Source organism: Candidatus Poriferisocius sp., from assembly GCF_965204015.1.
Lineage (GTDB): Bacteria > Actinomycetota > Acidimicrobiia > Acidimicrobiales > Bin134 > Poriferisocius.
The window spans coordinates 1,662,231-1,681,151 of the sequence record NZ_OZ241965.1 but is presented as its reverse complement, the minus strand read 5'-3'; the positions used below and the strand labels follow the sequence as shown (position 1 = coordinate 1,681,151).

22 protein-coding genes and 1 pseudogene are annotated in these 18,921 nt (G+C 64.3%); 11 read left to right on the top strand and 12 right to left on the bottom strand.

The window, feature by feature from the left end; genetic code table 11:
* Positions 1 to 21 precede the first annotated feature (21 nt).
* Positions 22 to 477 (top strand): hypothetical protein, encoded by a 456-nt coding sequence (locus tag ACOGJC_RS07490; RefSeq protein WP_419847876.1) that lies wholly within the window; start codon positions 22 to 24, stop codon positions 475 to 477.
* An 11-nt stretch (positions 478 to 488) separates the two neighbouring features.
* Here ACOGJC_RS07490 and ACOGJC_RS07485 read toward each other — a convergent pair whose 3' ends face one another.
* Both ACOGJC_RS07485 and ACOGJC_RS07480 read right to left on the bottom strand, forming a co-directional pair.
* Complete coding sequence (locus ACOGJC_RS07485) at positions 489 to 848, bottom strand: PIN domain-containing protein (protein ID WP_419847875.1); 360 nt, start codon at positions 846 to 848, stop codon at positions 489 to 491.
* Positions 849 to 919: 71 nt separating this feature from the next.
* Entirely contained in the window at positions 920 to 1,225 is a 306-nt protein-coding gene (locus ACOGJC_RS07480) for a hypothetical protein (protein ID WP_419847874.1), read from the bottom strand.
* Positions 1,226 to 1,294: 69 nt separating this feature from the next.
* On the opposite strand from ACOGJC_RS07480, the gene ACOGJC_RS07475 reads away from it, so the two are divergent.
* Positions 1,295 to 4,633, top strand: a complete 3,339-nt coding sequence (locus tag ACOGJC_RS07475; RefSeq protein WP_419847873.1) for an SNF2-related protein — start codon at positions 1,295 to 1,297, stop codon at positions 4,631 to 4,633.
* A gap of 133 nt (positions 4,634 to 4,766) precedes the next feature.
* Positions 4,767 to 5,087 carry a type II toxin-antitoxin system HicB family antitoxin gene (locus tag ACOGJC_RS07470; protein ID WP_419847872.1) on the top strand — a complete coding sequence of 107 codons (321 nt, stop codon included), beginning with the start codon at positions 4,767 to 4,769 and terminating at the stop codon, positions 5,085 to 5,087.
* Positions 5,088 to 5,320: 233 nt separating this feature from the next.
* On the opposite strand, the gene ACOGJC_RS07465 is transcribed toward ACOGJC_RS07470, so the two are convergent.
* Positions 5,321 to 5,506, bottom strand: coding sequence for a hypothetical protein (locus ACOGJC_RS07465; RefSeq protein WP_419847871.1), 186 nt, complete (start codon positions 5,504 to 5,506; stop codon positions 5,321 to 5,323).
* Positions 5,507 to 5,556: 50 nt separating this feature from the next.
* Positions 5,557 to 6,150 carry a PIN domain-containing protein gene (locus tag ACOGJC_RS07460; RefSeq protein ID WP_419847870.1) on the bottom strand — a complete coding sequence of 198 codons (594 nt, stop codon included), beginning with the start codon at positions 6,148 to 6,150 and terminating at the stop codon, positions 5,557 to 5,559.
* A 154-nt stretch (positions 6,151 to 6,304) separates the two neighbouring features.
* On the opposite strand from ACOGJC_RS07460, the gene ACOGJC_RS07455 reads away from it, so the two are divergent.
* The 4 genes from ACOGJC_RS07455 to ACOGJC_RS07440 all read left to right on the top strand — a co-directional run bounded on the left by ACOGJC_RS07455 (position 6,305) and on the right by ACOGJC_RS07440 (position 9,171).
* Positions 6,305 to 6,469 carry a hypothetical protein gene (locus ACOGJC_RS07455; RefSeq protein WP_419847869.1) on the top strand — a complete coding sequence of 55 codons (165 nt, stop codon included), beginning with the start codon at positions 6,305 to 6,307 and terminating at the stop codon, positions 6,467 to 6,469.
* A 40-nt stretch (positions 6,470 to 6,509) separates the two neighbouring features.
* The gene (locus tag ACOGJC_RS07450; protein WP_419847868.1) at positions 6,510 to 7,502 is read left to right on the top strand and encodes a hypothetical protein; all 993 of its coding nucleotides are present in this window, start codon (positions 6,510 to 6,512) and stop codon (positions 7,500 to 7,502) included.
* A gap of 114 nt (positions 7,503 to 7,616) precedes the next feature.
* Positions 7,617 to 8,489 carry an alpha/beta fold hydrolase gene (locus ACOGJC_RS07445; RefSeq protein WP_419847867.1) on the top strand — a complete coding sequence of 291 codons (873 nt, stop codon included), beginning with the start codon at positions 7,617 to 7,619 and terminating at the stop codon, positions 8,487 to 8,489.
* A gap of 31 nt (positions 8,490 to 8,520) precedes the next feature.
* Positions 8,521 to 9,171: a uridine kinase family protein gene (locus ACOGJC_RS07440; RefSeq protein WP_419847866.1), complete on the top strand. Its 651-nt coding sequence runs from the start codon at positions 8,521 to 8,523 to the stop codon at positions 9,169 to 9,171.
* Positions 9,172 to 9,196: 25 nt separating this feature from the next.
* On the opposite strand, the gene ACOGJC_RS07435 is transcribed toward ACOGJC_RS07440, so the two are convergent.
* The 7 genes and pseudogenes from ACOGJC_RS07435 to ACOGJC_RS07405 form a co-directional block, all read right to left on the bottom strand.
* The gene (locus tag ACOGJC_RS07435) at positions 9,197 to 9,889 is read right to left on the bottom strand and encodes a nucleotidyl transferase AbiEii/AbiGii toxin family protein (RefSeq protein WP_419847865.1); all 693 of its coding nucleotides are present in this window, start codon (positions 9,887 to 9,889) and stop codon (positions 9,197 to 9,199) included.
* On the bottom strand, positions 9,889 to 10,806 hold the full coding sequence (locus ACOGJC_RS07430; protein ID WP_419848285.1) for a hypothetical protein: 918 nt from the start codon (positions 10,804 to 10,806) through the stop codon (positions 9,889 to 9,891). The genes ACOGJC_RS07435 and ACOGJC_RS07430 overlap by 1 nt, the downstream gene beginning before the upstream one ends.
* A gap of 75 nt (positions 10,807 to 10,881) precedes the next feature.
* Positions 10,882 to 11,070 (bottom strand): annotated as a pseudogene (locus ACOGJC_RS07425) (transposase); the annotation flags it as partial.
* Positions 11,071 to 11,114: 44 nt separating this feature from the next.
* Positions 11,115 to 11,933 carry an HAD hydrolase family protein gene (locus ACOGJC_RS07420; protein ID WP_419847864.1) on the bottom strand — a complete coding sequence of 273 codons (819 nt, stop codon included), beginning with the start codon at positions 11,931 to 11,933 and terminating at the stop codon, positions 11,115 to 11,117.
* A 29-nt stretch (positions 11,934 to 11,962) separates the two neighbouring features.
* Positions 11,963 to 12,952 carry a mechanosensitive ion channel family protein gene (locus tag ACOGJC_RS07415; protein ID WP_419847863.1) on the bottom strand — a complete coding sequence of 330 codons (990 nt, stop codon included), beginning with the start codon at positions 12,950 to 12,952 and terminating at the stop codon, positions 11,963 to 11,965.
* 41 nt (positions 12,953 to 12,993) lie between these two features.
* Positions 12,994 to 13,845 carry a hypothetical protein gene (locus tag ACOGJC_RS07410; protein ID WP_419847862.1) on the bottom strand — a complete coding sequence of 284 codons (852 nt, stop codon included), beginning with the start codon at positions 13,843 to 13,845 and terminating at the stop codon, positions 12,994 to 12,996.
* Entirely contained in the window at positions 13,842 to 14,603 is a 762-nt protein-coding gene (locus ACOGJC_RS07405) for an enoyl-CoA hydratase/isomerase family protein (RefSeq protein WP_419848211.1), read from the bottom strand. The genes ACOGJC_RS07410 and ACOGJC_RS07405 overlap by 4 nt, the downstream gene beginning before the upstream one ends.
* Before the next feature lie 50 nt (positions 14,604 to 14,653).
* Between ACOGJC_RS07405 and ACOGJC_RS07400 the strand changes: the two genes are divergently transcribed.
* Genes ACOGJC_RS07400 through ACOGJC_RS07385 form a run of 4 tightly spaced genes read left to right on the top strand, consistent with a single transcriptional unit; the run spans position 14,654 to position 18,377 of the window.
* A complete protein-coding gene (locus ACOGJC_RS07400; RefSeq protein WP_419847861.1) occupies positions 14,654 to 15,802 on the top strand; it encodes an acyl-CoA dehydrogenase family protein in 1,149 nt (382 codons plus the stop codon).
* Between the two features lie 10 nt (positions 15,803 to 15,812).
* Positions 15,813 to 16,565, top strand: a complete 753-nt coding sequence (locus ACOGJC_RS07395; protein WP_419847860.1) for an SDR family NAD(P)-dependent oxidoreductase — start codon at positions 15,813 to 15,815, stop codon at positions 16,563 to 16,565.
* 53 nt (positions 16,566 to 16,618) lie between these two features.
* Complete coding sequence (locus ACOGJC_RS07390; RefSeq protein ID WP_419847859.1) at positions 16,619 to 17,353, top strand: carboxymuconolactone decarboxylase family protein; 735 nt, start codon at positions 16,619 to 16,621, stop codon at positions 17,351 to 17,353.
* 43 nt (positions 17,354 to 17,396) lie between these two features.
* Complete coding sequence (locus ACOGJC_RS07385; protein WP_419847858.1) at positions 17,397 to 18,377, top strand: amidohydrolase family protein; 981 nt, start codon at positions 17,397 to 17,399, stop codon at positions 18,375 to 18,377.
* 3 nt (positions 18,378 to 18,380) lie between these two features.
* Here ACOGJC_RS07385 and ACOGJC_RS07380 read toward each other — a convergent pair whose 3' ends face one another.
* Positions 18,381 to 18,890 (bottom strand): nuclear transport factor 2 family protein, encoded by a 510-nt coding sequence (locus ACOGJC_RS07380; RefSeq protein WP_419847857.1) that lies wholly within the window; start codon positions 18,888 to 18,890, stop codon positions 18,381 to 18,383.
* Positions 18,891 to 18,921 lie beyond the last annotated feature (31 nt).

Sequence of the window (18,921 nt, the reverse complement as noted above, 5' to 3'; positions counted from 1 at the left end):
GCTCTCATCCCACCTCATAGGGTGACCACAGAAGCCGCCTCCTATTTTGAACAGCTCAAGGGGAATGTCAGCGACGAGGTCTATTTGCTGGGTGTCTTGTCCTCCATGGCCTTTGACTGGCAGCTTCGCCGGATAATGGAATTGACCCTCAGCTTTACCGATCTAATGGGAACTTCCATCCCCGACCCTGGGGAGGGACACCCAGTCCGAGACCGAGTCGTCGAAATCGCCGGTCGCCTCGCTGCGGTGGATGAGCGGTTTGGGGAGTGGGCAGCCGAGGTGGGGGTGCCGGTGGGGTCGGCCAATGACGAGGCGACCAAACAAGACCTCATCTGCGAGCTCGATGCCTGCGTCGCCCACCTCTACGGCCTCGACGAAGACGACTTAGCCGTGGTCTACGAGACCTTCAGCGAAACCGTCGACTACTCCGAGCGCCACGCCGCCGTCCTCGCCCACTTCAGAAGGCTCGCTGAATGAGCGGCGCTCAACTACTCCTTTCGGCTGTCCCGCGGGGACATGCCCAGTTTGCGCAGATCCCGCCGTTTCCAAGGACCGGGCTTGTTCAGGTGCTTGTCTCCCGCCCACACCACGCCCCCGTGGGCCATCGCTGTGGCCGCAGCATGAGCATCAGCCCAAGGGATGCGGCTGGTGACCACCAGCCTTGCGGCGCTGCGGGTCACCTCCAAAGTGGGCGCTTCGACTTGGGCGCTAGTGCAGAAGAAGTCCCAGATGCTGTCCGCAGTCGCGAACCCTCTGCGGCGGGCCAATGTGTAGTGGACCTCACCCAGATTGATACTGCAGACGATGATGGAAACTGGCCCTCTGAGCAATCCCCCCAGTTCCCTCACAATCGCAGGTTCCCCGTTCGCATAGCGCACGATCGGCCATGCGTCGAGGACGACAGGCGGACGATTCGATTTCAGGAATCTGCCTCTTCGCCGTCAGGCAAGAAGTACGACGATCCGTCTTCGCGGAAGACCCGCATTTTGATGATCCCGGCGCGCCCTAGGTCAACCAGGGTGTTGGGGTATATCTCCCTCAGGGCTGCCCGTTCCTCGAGGTACGCAGACGTGATGTCGTCGCCTGAGCCGATGTTCTCGTCGCAGAATTTCCTGAATTCGGCGATTGCGGCCAGCTTTTCCTCCAGAGGCCGAAGATGGGGCGGCACCGGTTCATCACCAGCGGCATTTCCCTTCTCGACCTCCACGGGTGCCATCTCTTCCACGCCCCCAACCCTACAGGATTTTCATGCTATTGCAACCCCTTTTATTTCAGAGGCCAGCACGGAGTTGGCATGACCGCAGTTGAGAAGCCGGAGTTGGCCGTTAACCGAGGCCAGGACACGGTGGCGGGAGCGTTGAACGGGTTCATTTCGCATGCCGCAACCGGGTTTGTGGGCGGGGCCTGTTTGGACGTTGCCACTGCCTATTTCAACGTGGGCGGCTACTCGCTGCTGGCCGATTCGCTGGATGAAGTCACTGGCGTGCGGCTGTTGCTGGGAGCGGAGCCGACCCCTCCGGAGAGCCGCCGGCGGGCGCTACGGACTGAATCGGCCAATCCACAACGGGCGATCCGGGCTCGCCTGCGCCAGGCGCTTGAGGGCCATGAGCAGAACCTTGTGGTTGAGCGAGACCACTTGGGTTTCACCTTTGAGGTCGATGCTTCCACCCGCCGGCTGGTGAAGTGGCTGCGCTCGGAGAATGTTCAAGTGCGCCGCTTGGAAGGGCAGTTCTTGCACGGCAAGGCCTTCTTGGTTGGGGACCGCTCCCACGGGGTGGTGGCCGGATCGTCCAACTTCACCTATGCCGGGCTGGCCACCAACTTGGAGCTGAACCTGGGCAATTACTCGCCCCATGTTGTGGGCCAGGTGCGCGACTGGTTCGAGGAACTGTGGGCCGAAGCTGAGGAATACGACTTGGCCTCGCTGTTCGAGGCCCGGTTTGAGCCCCACGCCCCTCAGCTCGTGTACCTGCGGATGCTGTGGGAGTTCTACGGCGAGGAGTTGGAAGCCGAGGCCGCTGCTGAGGGCGCACCGCAGATCCACCTCACTTCCTTCCAGTCCGACGGCCTGTGGCGGGCCCGGCGCATCTTGGATGAGCGCAACGGGGTGCTGATCGCCGATGAGGTCGGCTTGGGCAAGACGTTCTTGGCCGGAGAGTTGATCCGGGAGGCGGTACAAGATCGCCGTCAGCGGGTGTTGGTGATCACCCCAGCCACGCTTCGCGACGGGCCGTGGGCGGCGTTCATCCATGAGCACATGTTGGCGGTGGAGCTTGTGTCCTACGAGGAGCTGATGGCCGACAGTCGTCTAAACCCCGAGCACACAACTGCCATCAAACTGAGAGCCGCCATCAACGAATACGCCTTGGTGGTGATTGACGAGGCCCACAACCTCCGCAACCCCGCCACCCAGCGGGCCCACGCACTGCGCCAGCTGCTAGCCGGTTCGCCACCCAAGGAGCTGGTGATGCTCACCGCCACTCCGGTGAACAACAGCTTGTGGGACTTGTATCACCTGCTGGGCTACTTCCTGCGCAACGACGCTGTGTTTGCCGATGCCGGCATCCGCTCGCTACGCGACCACTTCGCCAATGCGATGGCTCTCAACCCCGACGACCTCACTCCCGAGCATTTGTTCGATGTGCTCGACGCGGTGGCGGTCCGCCGCACTCGGTCGTTCGTCAAGCGGTTCTACCCCAACGACACCATCAAGGTCGGCGGGCGGGAGCAACAGATCGTTTTTCCCACTCCCCGGGTCCACAAGGTGGACTACAACCTCGACGAGGTGATGCCCGGTTTCTTCGACCGGTTCGCCCACGCGCTTGACCCCGACGCCAGCGTTGAAGATCCCGGTGTGCTCACCATGGCTCGGTATTCGCCATCGCAGTTCCGCTTAGACCACGAGGAAGATGCTTACGAGAAACAGCTCGCCGGGCTGTTGCGATCTGGATTGCTGAAGCGCTTCGAGTCTTCGCCCTATGCCTTTGCTGAAACCTGTGAAAGGATGGCCAAGAGCCACGATGCCTTCTTGTCGTTGCTTGACAACGGCCGGGTGGCCACTGGAGACGCTCTGGCCGACTGGATCGCCACCGACTCCGACGAGGACGAAGAACAGGTCGACACCTTCCTAGGGGGCATCGTCGGAGTGTCCGATGACGCCGCTCTGTATGACGTCGAACATCTGCGGGAATACGTGGACCGAGACCGAGCCCTACTGAGGTCATTCGCCGCCGAGGCCCGCACCGTCACTCGTCCCGACGATCCCAACCTGACCGCCTTGGTTGAAGAGCTGGCCCAGATCGCCGCAGGGGCCGCCGCTGAGGGAATCGGCCCCGCCGACGTTCGCGACCGGCGCAAGGTGTTGATCTTCAGTTACTACGCCGACACCGTCGGCTGGGTGTTCGAGCATCTCGTTTCCACGGTTGAAACCGACGAGCGTCTGGCTCCCTATCGAGGTCGCATCGCCTCGCTGGCCGGCAATTCCGGCTCGGGGAGCAAGGAGCGAGTGCTGTGGGGGTTCGCCCCCAAAACCACCGACGCCCCCGAGGGGGCCGATGACGACCTGTTAGACATCGTGGTGGCCACCGACGTGCTGGCCGAGGGGGTGAACCTCCAGCAGGCCCGCCATATCATCAACTACGACCTGCCCTGGAACCCGATGCGGTTAGTTCAACGCCACGGCCGCATCGACCGCATCGGCTCTCACCACACCGAGGTGTTCCTGCGCTGTGTGTTCCCCGACGATCGCCTCGACGATCTGCTCGGTCTCGAAAAGCGATTGCACATGAAGATTGCCCAGGCCGCCGCCAGCATTGGCGTTGGTGAGGTTTTGCCCGACCAAGTTGCCCAAGTCGAAATCAACTTCACTGAAACCAAAGAAGAAATCGACCGCCTCCGCAACGAGGACGCCGAGTTGTTCGAGCGCGGCGGCACTGCCCGAGGCGTCCTGTCAGGCGAGGAGTTCCGCCAAGAACTGCGTCAAGCCCTTGAAGACTCCGACCTGGCCCGCCAGATCAAGTCCCTCCCCTGGGGCTCCGGCTCAGGCATGGCCGTGGCAAGCCCCGATGGCCGCCCCGGCTACATCTTCTGCGCTCGAATAGGCGACCACAACAAACCCCTTTTCCGCTTTGTCGAAACCGGCTCCGATACCGATAGCCCCGTGGTCGACGAAACCCTGGCCTGCCTCCACAAGGCTCGCCCCTCCGATGGTTTCGGCACCGACCGGGAGCTCGACGACGCCACCATCCAAGGCGCCTTCTCCGCCTGGGAAACAGCAAGAGACGACATTGTGGCCCAGTGGAACGTCATGTCCGACAAAGCCAACCTCGAACCCAAAATCCCGCCCCGCCTCCGCCGCGCCGCCGACATCCTCCGAGAGCACCCACCCCCCGACCTCACCCAAGAAGACCTCGACCGCGCCATAGACACCATCAACGCCCCTTACCCCGAACGCACCATCCGCACCCTCCAAGCCGCCATCAACAATGCCGAAGACCCCACCCAACAAGCCCAAAACATCCTCAACACCATCCACCACCTAGGCCTACAGCCCTACACACCCCCCACCCCCCTCCCCGAAATCCGCCCCGAAGACGTCCACCTAGTCACCTGGCTCGCCCTCACCTCTACTTAGCGGCACTGATTGATCGTCTTCACTCGGCCAATTGCCCTTGACTCTAGTGATACTGTTATTAGTATCATCAGATCGTGGACGTGGAGGGTCGGGAGGGAAGTTCTCAAGGCTATTGAGAAGTTGGAGGCGGGCGATGAGTGATCGCTACACGTATCGCGTGACGTGGTCGGCTGAAGACGAGGAGCATGTGGGTCTGTGCCTGGAGTTCCCGTCGTTGAGCTGGTTGGCGCCGGTGCCTGAAGACGCATTTGCCGGAATCCGCGAGCTTGTGCGTGATGCCATGGTTGACATGTTGGCTAACAACGAGACGCCGCCCCAGCCCTTGGCAGATCGGGCGTACAGCGGCAAGTTCGTGGTGCGCATCCCACCCGAGACCCATCGGGGTCTGGTGATCCGCGCTGCGGAGAACGGCGTCAGCCTCAACCGCTTGGTGAGTTCACTGCTAGCTGACTAAGCGCTTTAGGTGCTTCGGCTTAGCGCCTGGGCGGTGGGTTGGGGGGTTGTTGCCAGGGGGGTTTGAAGTAGGGGCGGTTGGTTTTGGGTGGTGTTGGCGCACTAGTGAGAGGCTTCGCGCGTTCCTCGTAGAGCGCACCTTCCGAAGAACAGGCGCGATAAGCAGGTCTTCTCCTGCTCGCGCTGCCCGTTCGATGAGGTGATCATCAGGGCCGCTCAGAGAGGCCATCCGGATCATTCGGGATGGACATGCTTGGGTACCCACCCCGTTCCGTACTTCTCCTCTTCAAGGACCTCTAATAGGTCTATGTGTGGAGATGCTCTGAGCAGGTCTTCGAGTCGCGGTTTGCGTGCGGCGCGGGCCGTGTCCGTCGGCCTCGACTCGTCGGCTTCCGTCGAAGTTTCGAGCGCCTCGATCATGGCCAAGAGACTATCGGGGTGCTCAACCACTTCAACTCGTTTTCTCGCCGTCATAGCCCGGCCCTTGAATCAGCAGGTTCGAAGGGGTCTGAGAAAACAGCTTTGTCCGGTGTGTGGCTCTCCAAGAAATAAATCAGGCGGTTGATGGCAATTTCTGGTTCGTCGGATCGACGTTCCGACGCGCGGGCGCGGCGTCCGATCTTGTCTTTCCGCTCTTTGAGAGTGGGTGGCCGCCCTTCCGGCGTCGGAGGTCGCAGGTCGCGGGCTTCCCAGGGGCAGCCAGTGAACAGCAACTCGGCATCCCCTGTCCAGAGTTCAGCGTCGTGGGCTAGGGCCGTGGCGACTGCGAAGCCGTCTCCTAGAGCCATGTGGAAGGTGGATTTGAGGTGAAGGGCCTGCATAACACGTTCATAGGTAGGGATTTCAAGAGAAATCCGAGGCCGGAGGAAGCCGATAGCATCGCGGGCGTATTCCACTCCATTGGTCATGAGCACGACGCTGTAGACCTCAGCGAAGTTCACGGCGCACATGACTGGCACTTCCTGGCTCATGAGCCGTCGAACCTCTGTTGCGGAGGGCTCTAGGCCCCGGAGCGTTCCCACTACAGACCAAGAGTCGAGAACCACCCGACCTTTTGCCGTCATTCCATGGGATGCGTGTTCAGGTACCCATTTTCCGCTTTGTCGCTCGGCGGGGTTCCGGGTTCGGCCATGACTCCCAGCATAGCGGCGGTCCCGGCCCTGTCAACTGTTTTATTTTATTTCAGTAAATTTCCATCAACCACACCACTGGACTGGCATGACCGCAGTTGAGAAGCCGGAGTTGGCCGTTAACCGGGGCAAGGACACGGTGGCGGGGGCGCTGCGGACTGAATCGGCCAATCCACAGCGGGCAGCCCGCACCCGGTTGCGCCAAGTTCTGGAGGGCCATGAGCAGATCCTGCTGGTTGAGAGGGGCCATTGAGTATCACCCCGTTGGCGGTCACCTCGATGGGCAGGTATCTATGTCTTTGATGAAGAAGGTCAGGGATGCTGCGGCTGCTGGCGGTCGGCGGGGGTTGGCGAAGGTTGCTGGGGTGGGGATGGTGATGGGTTGGAGGGTTCGGGTTGGGGGTCGGGCGGCGATTGATGGGACGAAGGAGCGTGCGGGGCGGGTTCTGTCGGCGGCGCAGGCTTTGGTGGCTAGTGATTTGTCGGGGGATCTCAACCGGTTGGTGGCTGCGGCGGTCAAGGGGGCTCCGACGGTCTACGACAAGGCGATGGATGCCAACTATCTGGATCCTGCGCTGCGCTCCGGGCTGGGTGGCAGCTATCACCGGCTGTTTGATGGGGGTCATACCATTGCCGGGGCGGTCCGGGCTGCCAGGGGGGTTTCGGCTGACGACACTGTGGTGCAGGAGGCGTTGGGAACGATCAAGGCGCTGCTGCGAGATGCGTCCACGCCCCGAGGCCTGCCGCTGGCGACGTGGGACAAGTCCACGTTCGATTCGGTGGCTGCGGCGTTGGAGTCGAAGTTCAGGATTCCCAAGGCCTGGTTCTACGAGCTGAACACCTACGACGCAGCCGACCTCCTTGGCGGCGCGATCGGGGTGGTGTCGGTGATCTATCGGTGGAACCGCGCTGACACCGAAGAATTTGCCAGGCTCGCCTCGGTTATCGGGACGTCGGCCGCAGTCAGCGCCAACCCCCTGCTGATGGTGGTCTCTGTGGTGGCCATGGCCCGGGCCTACAACAAGGCGAATAGCGCTGACGAATTCGCCGAGATGATCGACGGCAGCTTCAAGGGCGCGGCGACTTCCGGGGCCAGCCTGGCCGCCATCGCAGTGGCGGGCACAGCGGGCGCCTCAGCCGGAGTAGCGCTCTTGGTCGGCGTGACCGCTGGCATTCTCGCCTACAAGGTCAGCGACAAAGTGAGCCTGGTCGCCGTGGCGCGCTTCGCCAAAGACCAGGCAACTGTGATCTTCGCCAATGCCAGAGAGGCGACACGTCGGTCCTGATTGTCAAGCCTTCAGAGACGTAGTCACCCGGGAAGCGTGTCAGTTCACCGACTATTCCGTTTGGCATCGTGGTGGTTGGCCGAAGGAGCTGCGCAGGGGTAGACATGGGGGTGTATGGCGACAGCAGCGCCGAGGCAGCTAGAGGGGCCGACTGCTGCGGGGTTGATGTACTCGGACACTGGTGGGGACGGGCCGGTTGTCGTGTTGCTCCATGGGGTGTTGATGAGCGGCAGCCTGTGGGAAGAGGTTGTCGAAGGCTTAAGGGACAGATACCGCTGCATTGTCCCGGAGTTACCGTTCGGGGCTCATCGAACGCCGATGCCCGATGACGCCGAGCTTGATCTGGAGTCGTTGGCCAAGATGGTGGCCGAGTTCTTGGTGGAGCTTGATCTGCGCGATGTCACGCTGGTGTGCAACGACTGGGGCGGAGCGCAGCTGGTGGTCAGTCCGGGAGGATCGGATCGGGTGGCGGCTCTGGTGTTGGTCTCCTGTGAGGCATTCGATAACTACCCGCCGGGTCTGCCCGGACGGCTGCTGTGCCTCAATGCGTCATTGCCGGGGGGCACGTTCTTGACGTCTCAGTTGCTGCGGCCCCGATGGATCCGCCACCTCCCGTTCATCTTCGGGAACATGACCAAGAAGCGGGTATCCAACGACCGGTTCACGAGTTGGATCCACCCCCTTCGCCACGACCGCAAGATTCGCCGTGACCTGGACAAGTACCTCCGGAACGTGCCCAAGAAGAAGGTGCTTCTCGAATGGGCCGAAGAGCAACGCACATTTGGCGGACCGGTGCTGGTTGTCTGGGCACGAGAGGACAAGCTCATGCCCCCCGCTCACGCCGAGCGACTGGCCCAGCACTTCGAGAATGCAGAGTTGGTCTGGGTCGACGACAGCCGAACCCTCGTCCCCATCGACCAGCCCCAACTCCTGACCAACCACCTCAGCGCATTCCTCGCAGACAACTCGTCATCAAAAGGCAGATAGAGGAAGCTCCATTGGTGGGCAGAATGGGTTGGTGTCGATCGAAATCGGATCTGTCCTAGGTATTGCTGACATCGCTCGAGTGGCTGATGGTCTCGGGGCGGCAGTCAGGGTCGGTATCGATGGGCCGGGGGCTTCGGGCAAGAGCACGCTTGCCGCAGGGCTGGCGGAGGCTTTGCCTAGGGCGGTTCTTGTCAATGGCGATGACTTCTACCGGCCCGAGGCGGATGAGGGCTGGTCGGGTTCCGTAGCTGGTGGCCTCTTCGATCTTCCACGACTCGCCTCTCAGGTTCTAGTCCCTCATTCACAGGGAGAAGAGATCCAATTTCAGCGCTTCAACTGGGATACCGAAATTCTCGGTGATTGGGTTAGCTGGCCTGGTGGCACGCCGCTCATCGTTGACGGCGTGTACTCGACTCATGAGATGCTGCGGGATTTCTATGACCTGAGAATTTGGGTCAATGCACCTCGTGCCGTCCGATTGGCTCGAGGGCTTCAGCGAGACGGCGAAGAGGCAAGAAGCAAGTGGGTTGATGTATGGATGCCGGCCGAGGACCGCTACATCGCAGACCAAGCACCACAGGACCATGCCCACCTTGTTCTCGACGGCAGCGGGGCCGTGGATGATGAATTGGGCGAACCCTTGTTCGTGCTGTTGGGAAGTCGGGACTGTTCGTTTCGGTGATTCCAGGCGGCTTGGGCGGTGTTTGTTAGTGGGCTGCTGTGCGGCGTTGGTGTAGGGATTGTTCTATCTGGGGGGCTCGGTTCTTGAGGTAGGTGATGATCTGCTCGCGGGAATCGTCGAAGAGGGGGTCGGCGTCATTGGCGGAAGGGAACCTCAGCCTGAAGACGAGCTGGTCGAGCGCGGCGTTGTCCCATTCGGCCCCGAATTTCTGTAGCCAGTAGAACAGGCCATCCTCTAGGCGGTGCCCGCTGAGCTGGTCGATGGCGGCAAGGTCGATCAGGTCTCGCAGCGTGCTCCTCCAGCGGATCAGATCGAGCTTGAGGGCTAGGAGGTCTTGCAGGGATGCCACCGGCATCTCGTCAATCGTCGGTCCCCGCTGCAACACCTCTACTGCGGCCGTGCGGGATTCAGCGTTGGGGTCTTCGAATATGTGCACGCTCACCCCGTCGACCAGGGCATGAACCTCGTGGGAGCTCAACCCGATCATTGTGAAGGACTCATCGGCTCGTTCCTCCAATTGCGACCTCACACCCACAGTGTCGAACGGACCGGGGGCCAAGATATCGATGTCTTCGCTGACGCGGTGCCTCAGATGAATCGCCACCGCGGTGCCTCCAACCAGCACGCCTCCGCAATCGGCCGCAGCTGCCGCCGCCTTGGGCCACACAGCACGCTGGCGTTGGCCGATTACCTCCCGCCATTCGTCGATCTGGCTCATCAGACCCAGTGCTCCGCCGGTCGGCTTGGTTGGCCCGATTCCTGTTCTACGAGTTCGGCGACGGCCAACTCGACGCTCTTGGGGCATCCGGGAATGCCGGTCTGCGCCACGAGGGCGTCGAGCGGCAGGCAGCGCAACGCCCATCGGCGGGCGTCGAAGTCCAACAGCCTTCCGTTGAGCAGCCGGTTGGCCACCAGCAGAGCATCGCGGGGCAGCCGGATATCAGCAGGGTCGAGGCCTGACCAGAACAGGTGCCAGAGATCAGGGGGCAGCGTCTCGGGGCACCGGGCGCGCCGAGCCCAGCGCATCATCGGCAGATAGGGGCGCAGGTCGTCGAGTTGGCCGCCCTGGGCCAGCTTCCATCTCAGTATCCGCCGGGTTCGGTGCTTCCAGGGCACCTCGACGAATGCGGAGTCGACGTACCCGTCGGCTTCCAAGCCTCGAAGCGCCCGTTGCGCACTGCGACGGGCGATTCCCGCGGTATCGCCGACCACCGCCGAATCGGCACCCCCCAGATAGGAGCGCAGCACGGTCAAAGCCAACACCTCTGCCTCGGTGATGTCGGGGCGGGGATGGGGCGGCAGCGATGCCGACAATTTCTCGGATGGAGCAGGGGGCGTAAGCCAGCGTTCGGCATTGCTTGGAACTGTGCCTATGCGATTGGACGATTTGTGCAGCCAGTTCAACTCAGGCCCCCCGGTGGGTTGGTCGGATCCCACCTCGCTGTCCTGGCCGTTCGCCCGGGTGATCCGGGCCGCGAGCTGCTCGGGCTGGTCATATGGGCTGACCCGGCTTCCGCACACTGAGCGAAGGCCGTCGGCAATCGTTCGTGCCGCCCCTGGAGAAACTCCGTCCAGCCTGCTCAGCATCCCCGGCTTGGCCGTGAACGGGCCGTTTGCGGTGAGAACTGCTCCCACTGCCCACCCTCGCAGGGGAGCGTGTCCGTTGGCCAGGACCGTGGCCGTGCGCACGCTGTATCGCCGCCGACATCGGCCGCACCATCTTCTACCGGTGGCATCAGGAAATCGGCTCTTCGCCTCAGCCCCACACCGGGGACATGCCGGCCCACCGGGCCACCGAGCCTGTTCCAAGAACCGGGTAGCCGTTGGTTCATCGCCAAAAGCCCGGTAGACGTCTTCAGCCGGAACTGCATTGGGATAGCGCAACGGGGGTGTTGCCACGGCCACAACTCTACCCTGGAGCGGTGACACTTATGCGCCGCAAACTAGGAGTTGTGTCGCCAAGAATTGACGAGCGGAGGCACGGCTGACCAGCCTGATTTTTCGGGGGGTGGGATGGTGTGGTGGGGGGTGGTGGCTTGGCTGGCGTGGCTGCCGGCGATGGCGATGCTGATGGAGGCGGCTTCTAGGAGTTCTAGGTCGTTTATGCCGTCGCCGATGGCGGCGAAGTCGAACTCGTGGCCTTGCCATTTGCAGAAGGCCTCGACTCCGCTCACTTTGGACACCCCGGGGGGTGACACTGTCAGGCGGCTTCCTCCGTAGAGGGGGTCGGGTTCGTCGACGCGGGCGACTCCTAGCGACCTTGAATGGACCTCCTTGGCCGCCAGGTGAGCGAGGTCTGAGGGGAGGCCGGTCAACACCAGCTCTAGCACGTCGGACTCCACGTCTTTGGGGCTGAGGGCGTGGTTGATGTCTTCTTCTTGGAACTCCAGGTGGGTGGGTTCGCTGGTGGGGTTCTCAGGGAGCACCAGATCGCCGCCGGGCTCGGCGTGGTCGTCGATATAGAGACAGGGGCGGATGCCGTGGGTGTCGAGAGTGTCCAGCAGTTCCCAAAGGGCAGCAGGGTGGAAGGCGATGCGGTGAAAGCGCTCCATGGTGGTGAAGTCCATGCCGATCGATCCGTCGAGTGCCACCGCAGGCAATAGGAGTCCGTTCAAGTCGAACAGGCGGGCGATGTTCCGCAGCCGACGACCGGTTGCCGCCAGCACGACATGTCCTGACGCCTGGAGCTCGGCCAGCGCCTCCAAGTGGGCCGTCGGTGCGACGCAGTCCAAGCCCCAGAGCGTTCGATCTAGATCGGTCACTACCAGCATTGTTTGTGGCCTGGGCCGGGCTATTCGCCGGGGTTGAAGCGGCGCAGGATGCCGGAGCGGACCCGCCATCGGGAGAGTTGGCGGACCAGGGCGGGGGGCATGTTGGACTGGGTGCCCGGTGTCGGGCCCGCCGTGATAATTCCGGCGCGGCCCTGGTAGGGCTGGTCGTCTTCGCCGTGGCCCGACCACACCACCACCTGCGGGAAGGCGATGGTTATCCCCGCAGCGGCGAAGCTCTGGTGGACCGACAGGATTACGTCGTGGCGGGCGGCCAACTCGGTCGGAACGTCGCTCTTGTGCCAGTAGTACAGGGTGAAGTCGATACTGGACGACCCGAAGCGGGTCAGCAGCGCCTGTGCGGGCGGCTCAGCGCTTACCCGCTCTACCTGTTCGAGTGCCTCGGTCAGGCACTGCGTGGCTGCTTGCAGGTTGGTGTCATAGGCCACGCCCACCTCTAATTCGCTGCGTCGCAGAGGCTCGTTGGTGAGATTGACGATGGGCCCCGCGGCCACCTCGCTGTTGGGAACCCGCACCGCCGATCCGTCGAGGCCGCGCAGCACGGTGGTGCGGGAGTCGATGTCGGTGGCGACGCCCAGATGGTCTCCGAGCAGCACCGTATCGCCCACTCTGAAGGGCCGGCGGGCCTGAAGGATCAACCCGGAGAAGAAGTTCTCCACCAGCTTCTGCAAGGCCAGCGCCAGAACCAAGCCGCCCAGCCCGATGGCGCCGATCAGGGGTCCGACCTGCACCCCCAGGCTGGTGAGCGCGTAGAACAGACCGATCAGGAAAAGGAGATAGCCGACCAGCCGTGCGGTCACGATTGCCGCGAAGCCCGGTCCCACCACGTGGATCAGCACTCTTCGCACCAGGCGGGCGACTAGCACCGACACCACGATTGAGGCTGCCACGATGATCCCGGCCTGTATCCAGTCGGACACGGTCAGGGCCTCGTCGATGATGGCGTCGTCTGACGACTGCGCCAGAAGGTCAGTCGCGGCCAGGACGGTCATCGGGGTGTTGCTAGCAAGTCGATGGTCACCGGCTCGTCATGCTAGGTCACAGTTCGATTCAAGAGCAGGCTGGCGGCCAGGGGGCAGGGCATGCCGATCTCGACGCCGGCGGCGGTGGCCAGAGAGTTGGCGGCAGAGATGATGCCGTCGTGGTAGTGAGACAGGCCGCTGCCCATGCGGGCTCGGCGGGCATCGACGGTGGCGCCAGCTAGGCCGTCTGCCTCCACGATCATGAGCCCGGCCATGCCGGAGTCGTCCATGCCCCGTCCGCCGTCGGAGCAGATGAATCCGAACGGGCGGCAGCGGCGCAGGTAGGGCACCGCTGAGCGGCCGGTGTGGCCGGCGGTGACCAGCACGTTGCGGTCGGTGTCCTCGCTGGTGCCAAAGGCGATGGAGTCGGCCGCCACCACGCAGCGCCCGTCGGGAGCGGTCTCCATCACCGTGCGGTTGGTGATCTCCGATGCCGTGGCGGCCACCGGGTCATTAGTCAGCAGCGCCACGGAGGCGTCTCGCACGGTCATTCCCGCGCTCACCCCGCAGTCCAGGGCCAGCTGGTTGACGAAGCTGACCACTCCGTGCTCATAGAGATGCACCCCGTCGCCCAGGTGGGCGGTCATCACGTCGGCCACCGCGGCAGGAATGCCCAGGGCCTCCAGGTACCACAGCCCGGCGATGGCCGAGCCTTCCGGCCCCACGCCGCAGTCCATGCCGATAGCCGCCCGGGGCCGGTGTTCGGCGATGAACCGGGCGGGCAGCACCCCGCAGTACGACGAGTTGACGCACACATCCCGATCCCGGTTGGCCTCCTCCACGTCGTAGGCCGAGTCCATGCACATCACCCGGCCTCGGGCCGAGGCCAGCACCTCGGTCTGCTTTTCGGTCTCCGTGCTCATCGGGCGGTTCTCGGAGGGAACTCCGGACGGCGCTTCTCCATGAAGGCTGTGGCCCCCTCGATCATGTCGGGCGACCCGATGGCCTGGGCCAACATCCCCAGTCCCGAGGCCATGTTGTCGCGCAACTGATTCCAGTACACGTTAGAGCTGATCTTGGCCGCCTCCAGATAGCGAGGGCTCATCTTCAACAGCTCCTCGCACCAGCGCCCCACCTCGCTTTCCAGCTCGTCGTCGGGCACCACCGCGTTGATCCACCCCATCTCGCAGGCCTGCTCGGCGGTGTATTTGCGGCATAAGAAGGCCACTTCCTTGGCCCGCTTCTCCCCGATGGTCATGGCCAGCAGGTTGGTGCCCCCCAGCACCGGGGCGCTGCCCACCTTCACCCCGGTCTGGCCCAGCTCGGCCGATTCTGCGGCAATGGCGAAGTCGCACGCCACCACCAACTCGTTGCCGCCCCCGAACGCAGGGCCGTTCACCGCGGCGATCACCGGCATGGGCGCATTGCGGATGGCGTCGAATAGCTCCAGCGACCCGTAGAACATCGACCGCAGCTCGTAGAAGTTCGCCTCGGCCAAATTGGCCAGGTAGCCCCCGGCGCAGAACGCCCGGCCCTGTCCGGTGATCACCACTACTCCGGCGTCGACATGCTCCCGGAAGGCGGCGATGATCTCGTCGATGGTGTTGCGGTCGTAGGAGTTCAGCCGCTCGGGCCGGTTCAGCCGCAGCCAGACGACTCGGTCGTTTCGCTCAACGATGATGTCGCTCACGGTGGTGTCCTTTCCCCGTACCGCATACTGTCCAGCATCGTATGGCGTTCGAGCTTGCCCCTGACATCCTGGCCATCCAGCAGGAGGCCCGGGCGGTGGCCCGCCAAGTGGAGGCGTTCGCCGCGGAGGCCGATGAGTGCAGCCACGTCCACCAACCCACTTTGGATGTGCTGCGGGCCAGCGACCTGAGTTCGCTGATGGTGCCCGCGGCCCATGGCGGCCGCCACGAGAAAGTAGATCCGCTGGCGGTGTGCGTGGCTCGGGAGGCGCTGATGCGGGCCTCGTCGCATTTGGATTCGCTGTTCGCGCTCCAGGGCATCGGCAGCTACGCCATCGCGGTGGCCGGTACCGACGAGCAGCGGGAAGAGTGGCTGCCCCGAGTGGCCCGGGCCGAAGTGCTGGCCGCTCTGGCCCTTACCGAGCCGGTGGCGGGATCGGACCTCCGAGGGATCGAAACTACCTTGACCGACCACGGCGACGAGGTGGAGTTGAACGGAACCAAGTCGTTCATCTCCAACGGGGGAGCGGCTGGCTTCTACACCACCATGGCAAAGGAGGAGAACCGGTTCTCGCTGGTGCTGGTGCCTGCGGACGCCCCCGGTGTGTCGATCGAGCCCTCGCCGGAGATCATCGCCCCCCATGTGCTGGGCGAGGTGACCTTCGACCGGGTGCGCCTGCCTGCCTCCGCCCGCTTGGGAGAGCCCGGCGCCGGGTTCCGCCATGTGCTGGCCACATTGTCGGTGTTCCGCATCTCGGTGGCCGGAGCCGCCGTCGGGCTCATGGATGGGGCCTTGTCCTGCGCCGCCAACCACGCCGCTAACCGCGAGCAGTTCGGCCGTCCGCTGGTGCGGTTGGGGCCGGTGGCGGGGCTGCTGGCCGATTCTTGGGCCGAGCTGGAGGCCACCCGGCTGTTGGCCTACGCCACCGCCGAGGCCGCCCGGGAGGATCCGTCGGCCCATCTTGACCGGTCGTCGCTGGCCAAGCTGGCCGCCACCGAGGCCGCCAGTCGGGTGGTGGACCGCTGTGTGCAGGTGATGGGCCGATGGGGGCTCATTCGGGGTTCCGACATCGAGCGCTACTTCCGCCAAGCTCGACCCATGCGCATCTACGAGGGCGCCTCTGAGGTGCTACGGCTGGGCATTGCCACCCGGCTGTGCGACGAGGTGGCCGACCAGGCGGACGAGGAGTAGGGGGATGGCGGTGGACTGGGGCTTGGACGGCCATGTGACTGTGGTGACCGGAGCCAGCCGGGGGCTGGGGGAGGCCGCGGTGCGAGCCATGGTGGCCGAGGGCGCCCGAGTAGTGGCCGCGGCCCGCTCGGCCGACGCACTGGCCGCGCTGGCCGAAGAGTTGGGCGACAGCGTGGCCGCGGTGCCATGCGACATGCGGGACCGGGCCGCAGTTGCCGACCTGGTGGACGAGGCCATAGCGCGGTTCGGCCGCCTCGACTCGGTGGTCAACAACGCGGGCATTGCCCCGGCAGCCAAGTTTGTCGACCAGCCCGACGACGTGTTCGACGAGGTGCTGGCGGTGAACCTGGCCGCCCCGGCGGCGCTGGCCCGGCGGGCCGCCTCTTACTGGATCGATGCCGGACAACCCGGCTCGGTCGTCAACGTGGCCTCCACCTCGGCGCTCAAGGGCAAGCCGACGCTGGCGGCCTATTCGGCGTCCAAGGGCGGGCTGCTGCGGCTCACCGAGGCCCTGGCCGGGGAGTGGGCCCGCTACAACATCAGGGTCAATGTGATCGCCCCCGGTGCGTTCGAAACCGATGCCCAAGCTGCGGTTCTGGGCGATCCCGACACCCTGGCCGCCCGGCTGCGCAAGATCCCGGCCCGTCGCATGGGCCAGCCCGATGAGCTCGGACCGCTGGTGTGTTACCTGGCATCGGAGGCGTCCGGGTTCGTCACCGGGTCGTGCTTCGTGATCGACGGTGGCGAGGTGTCCAAACTCTGACCTGCCCGACGCTCGCCTTGTAAGTTTCACAACGCATACGGAGGTAGCAATCCATGACCATGCAAGCCACGTCCAACAACGCGGTCCACAGCGATCTGGGCAGCCCCGCGCTCTCAAGCGGCGAGTTGGCCGCCATCTCCCCAAAATTTGCCGAGGGCTACGCCCGCATTCGCGATGTGACCGACCGCGACGGCGCTTGCCCGGCGTGGGCCAAGGCGCTGTACATGGCGTGTGCGGCGTCGGTGAGGGTCCAGCCTGAACTGGCCCTTCGCGAGCTGACCCGATCCCGCGAGTTGGGGCTCACCTTGGGCGACGCCCGAGGCGCCTCGCTGGCCGTGCTCATCTCCCGGGGTGAGGCCACCTACAACGCCTTTGCCCGGGCCGTCGACGAGGCGTTTGACATCCCCGCTGACCAGTCCACCGAGCCGATCCCCGATTTCTCCCTCGACCGCCAGGCCGCGCTCGACTATTTCCAGAGCTATTTCGGCTTCGTGCCCGACTACATCGAGGTGATGGCCGACAACGCCCCCCGGGCCTTGGAGGGCTATGTGCTTATGCGGCAATGGTCGCTGGCCGAGAACAAGCTCGACGCCAAGCACGTGGAGCTCTTGCTGTGCACCATCAATGCGGCCGAGTTCTCCAGCCGGTTTGTGAACATCCACTGCAACGGCGCCCGCAACGCCGGGGCCACCGAGGCCGAGATAACCGAGGCTGTGGTGTGCGCCATTCCCATCTCCGGCGTGGCCTCCTGGTTGCCTGGCGCCGACGGGATCATGGAAGGCCGTTGATGGGATCATCCGCATCCCGGCGGACCGACGCAAACCAGGCAGCATGACAGGTCTCATCGACGTCCACGCCCACATCGTGTTGGAGGGCACGATGGGAGCGGCCGGGCCATGCGGCCCCGAGATCGGCGCCCACGACGACGGCACCCCCTGGTTCCGGGTGGGCGGATACCAGCTCGACGGAGTGGCCTACCGGGGATCGCTGTTCATCGAGCTGGACATGCGCCTAGAGGCCATGGACGCCCAGGGCATCTCGGTGCAGGCCCTGTCGCCCAACCCGCTCACCTACCTCCACTTCATCGAGCCGCAACTGGCCATCGACTTCTGCCGTCGCCACAACGACGACCTGGCCGCCGCGGTGGCCCTGCACCCCGACCGCTTCGTCGGATTGGCTGCGCTGCCCATGCAGGACGTCGACGCGGCCTGCACGGAGCTTCAAAGGGCGGTGGGGGAGCTGGGCTTGCTGGCCGGCTACACCGGCACCGACTTCGGCACCCCTTTGGATGACCCGGCCCTAGACCAGCTCTGGTCGCTGTGTGTCGACCTCAACGTTCCCCACTTCTTGCACCCCACCCAGTCGGGCATCGACGGTCCTCTACTCGACCCCCGGCTGCGCCGCTGGGACCTCGATTTGGTGCTGGAGTACTCCTACGAGGAGACGGTAGCGGTGGCCACTCTGGTGTTCGGCGGGGTCACCGAGCGCCACCCCGACCTCGACCTGTGCCTGTCCCACGGCGGCGGCACCACCCCGGTCATCCTGTCCAAGCTCCGCAAGCTGGCCGAGCGCCGCCCCGCTTCCCCCGAGTGGATCAAAGAGCCCGGCGCCTTCGACCGGGCCCTCAGCCGGCTGTGGTTCGACTGCCACATCACCGGCGACGCCGAACTCACCCTGGCCCTGGAGCAATACGGCACCGACCGCTTGGTCTACGGCACCAACTTCGGCGGCTGGGACCGAGGCACCGGCCCCGACGTCACCCACCTAGCCGACACCCTCAACGCCAACGCCACCCGCTTACTCCGGCTCTGACTGCTAGCCACCTTCTTGTTGGCGGGCCGCCCAGCGGGCTTGGGAGATGGTTTCTACTTCGGGGTTGCCGTCGAGGAAGGTCTGCTCTAGGAGGCGGTGGGCGATGCGCCAGCCGTCGGGGGTGCGGACCATCTCGTCGATGTACTTGCCGCCCACGATGAAGGTGTCGCCTCCGGGGACATCCGCGATGTACTTGGTGGCGATGAAGTAGCAGCCGGCAATGGCCTTGTCGCCATCGATCTGAGCCCAGTGGCAGCCGTTGAGGTGCTGGCTGGCGTCGGCCGGCTCCAGCGACGAAGCGCACTTGGCCACGATGGCCTCGAGCCCCTCGAACCGCTCACCCCGGTAGTCGGCCACCGCGTCGGGCAAGAAGACCTCTTTGAGCGCCTCCCAGTTGTGGTTGTCGAGGCTCCAGGCGTAGCGGATCTGGATGTGGCGGATGGCGTCGCGGTCCAAGAGGTCTTGGATTCGATCCACGTCGAGGGTTTGGGCGTCTTCTGATCTGGTTTCCATAGGTCGCTCAGGTTACGGTGCCGGGCGCAGT

Excerpts from the sequence above, each read along its gene's own strand:
- ACOGJC_RS07475 (WP_419847873.1), top strand. The coding sequence starts at position 1,295 with ATGACCGCAGTTGAGAAGCCGGAGTTGGCCGTTAACCGAGGCCAGGAC.
- ACOGJC_RS07470 (WP_419847872.1), top strand. The coding sequence starts at position 4,767 with ATGAGTGATCGCTACACGTATCGCGTGACGTGGTCGGCTGAAGACGAG.
- ACOGJC_RS07465 (WP_419847871.1), bottom strand. The coding sequence starts at position 5,506 with ATGATCGAGGCGCTCGAAACTTCGACGGAAGCCGACGAGTCGAGGCCG.
- ACOGJC_RS07460 (WP_419847870.1), bottom strand. The coding sequence starts at position 6,150 with ATGACGGCAAAAGGTCGGGTGGTTCTCGACTCTTGGTCTGTAGTGGGA.
- ACOGJC_RS07455 (WP_419847869.1), top strand. The coding sequence starts at position 6,305 with ATGACCGCAGTTGAGAAGCCGGAGTTGGCCGTTAACCGGGGCAAGGAC.
- ACOGJC_RS07450 (WP_419847868.1), top strand. The coding sequence starts at position 6,510 with ATGTCTTTGATGAAGAAGGTCAGGGATGCTGCGGCTGCTGGCGGTCGG.
- ACOGJC_RS07445 (WP_419847867.1), top strand. The coding sequence starts at position 7,617 with ATGGCGACAGCAGCGCCGAGGCAGCTAGAGGGGCCGACTGCTGCGGGG.
- ACOGJC_RS07435 (WP_419847865.1), bottom strand. The coding sequence starts at position 9,889 with ATGAGCCAGATCGACGAATGGCGGGAGGTAATCGGCCAACGCCAGCGT.
- ACOGJC_RS07415 (WP_419847863.1), bottom strand. The coding sequence starts at position 12,952 with ATGACCGTCCTGGCCGCGACTGACCTTCTGGCGCAGTCGTCAGACGAC.
- ACOGJC_RS07410 (WP_419847862.1), bottom strand. The coding sequence starts at position 13,845 with ATGAGCACGGAGACCGAAAAGCAGACCGAGGTGCTGGCCTCGGCCCGA.
- ACOGJC_RS07400 (WP_419847861.1), top strand. The coding sequence starts at position 14,654 with ATGGCGTTCGAGCTTGCCCCTGACATCCTGGCCATCCAGCAGGAGGCC.
- ACOGJC_RS07390 (WP_419847859.1), top strand. The coding sequence starts at position 16,619 with ATGACCATGCAAGCCACGTCCAACAACGCGGTCCACAGCGATCTGGGC.
- ACOGJC_RS07385 (WP_419847858.1), top strand. The coding sequence starts at position 17,397 with ATGACAGGTCTCATCGACGTCCACGCCCACATCGTGTTGGAGGGCACG.
- ACOGJC_RS07380 (WP_419847857.1), bottom strand. The coding sequence starts at position 18,890 with ATGGAAACCAGATCAGAAGACGCCCAAACCCTCGACGTGGATCGAATC.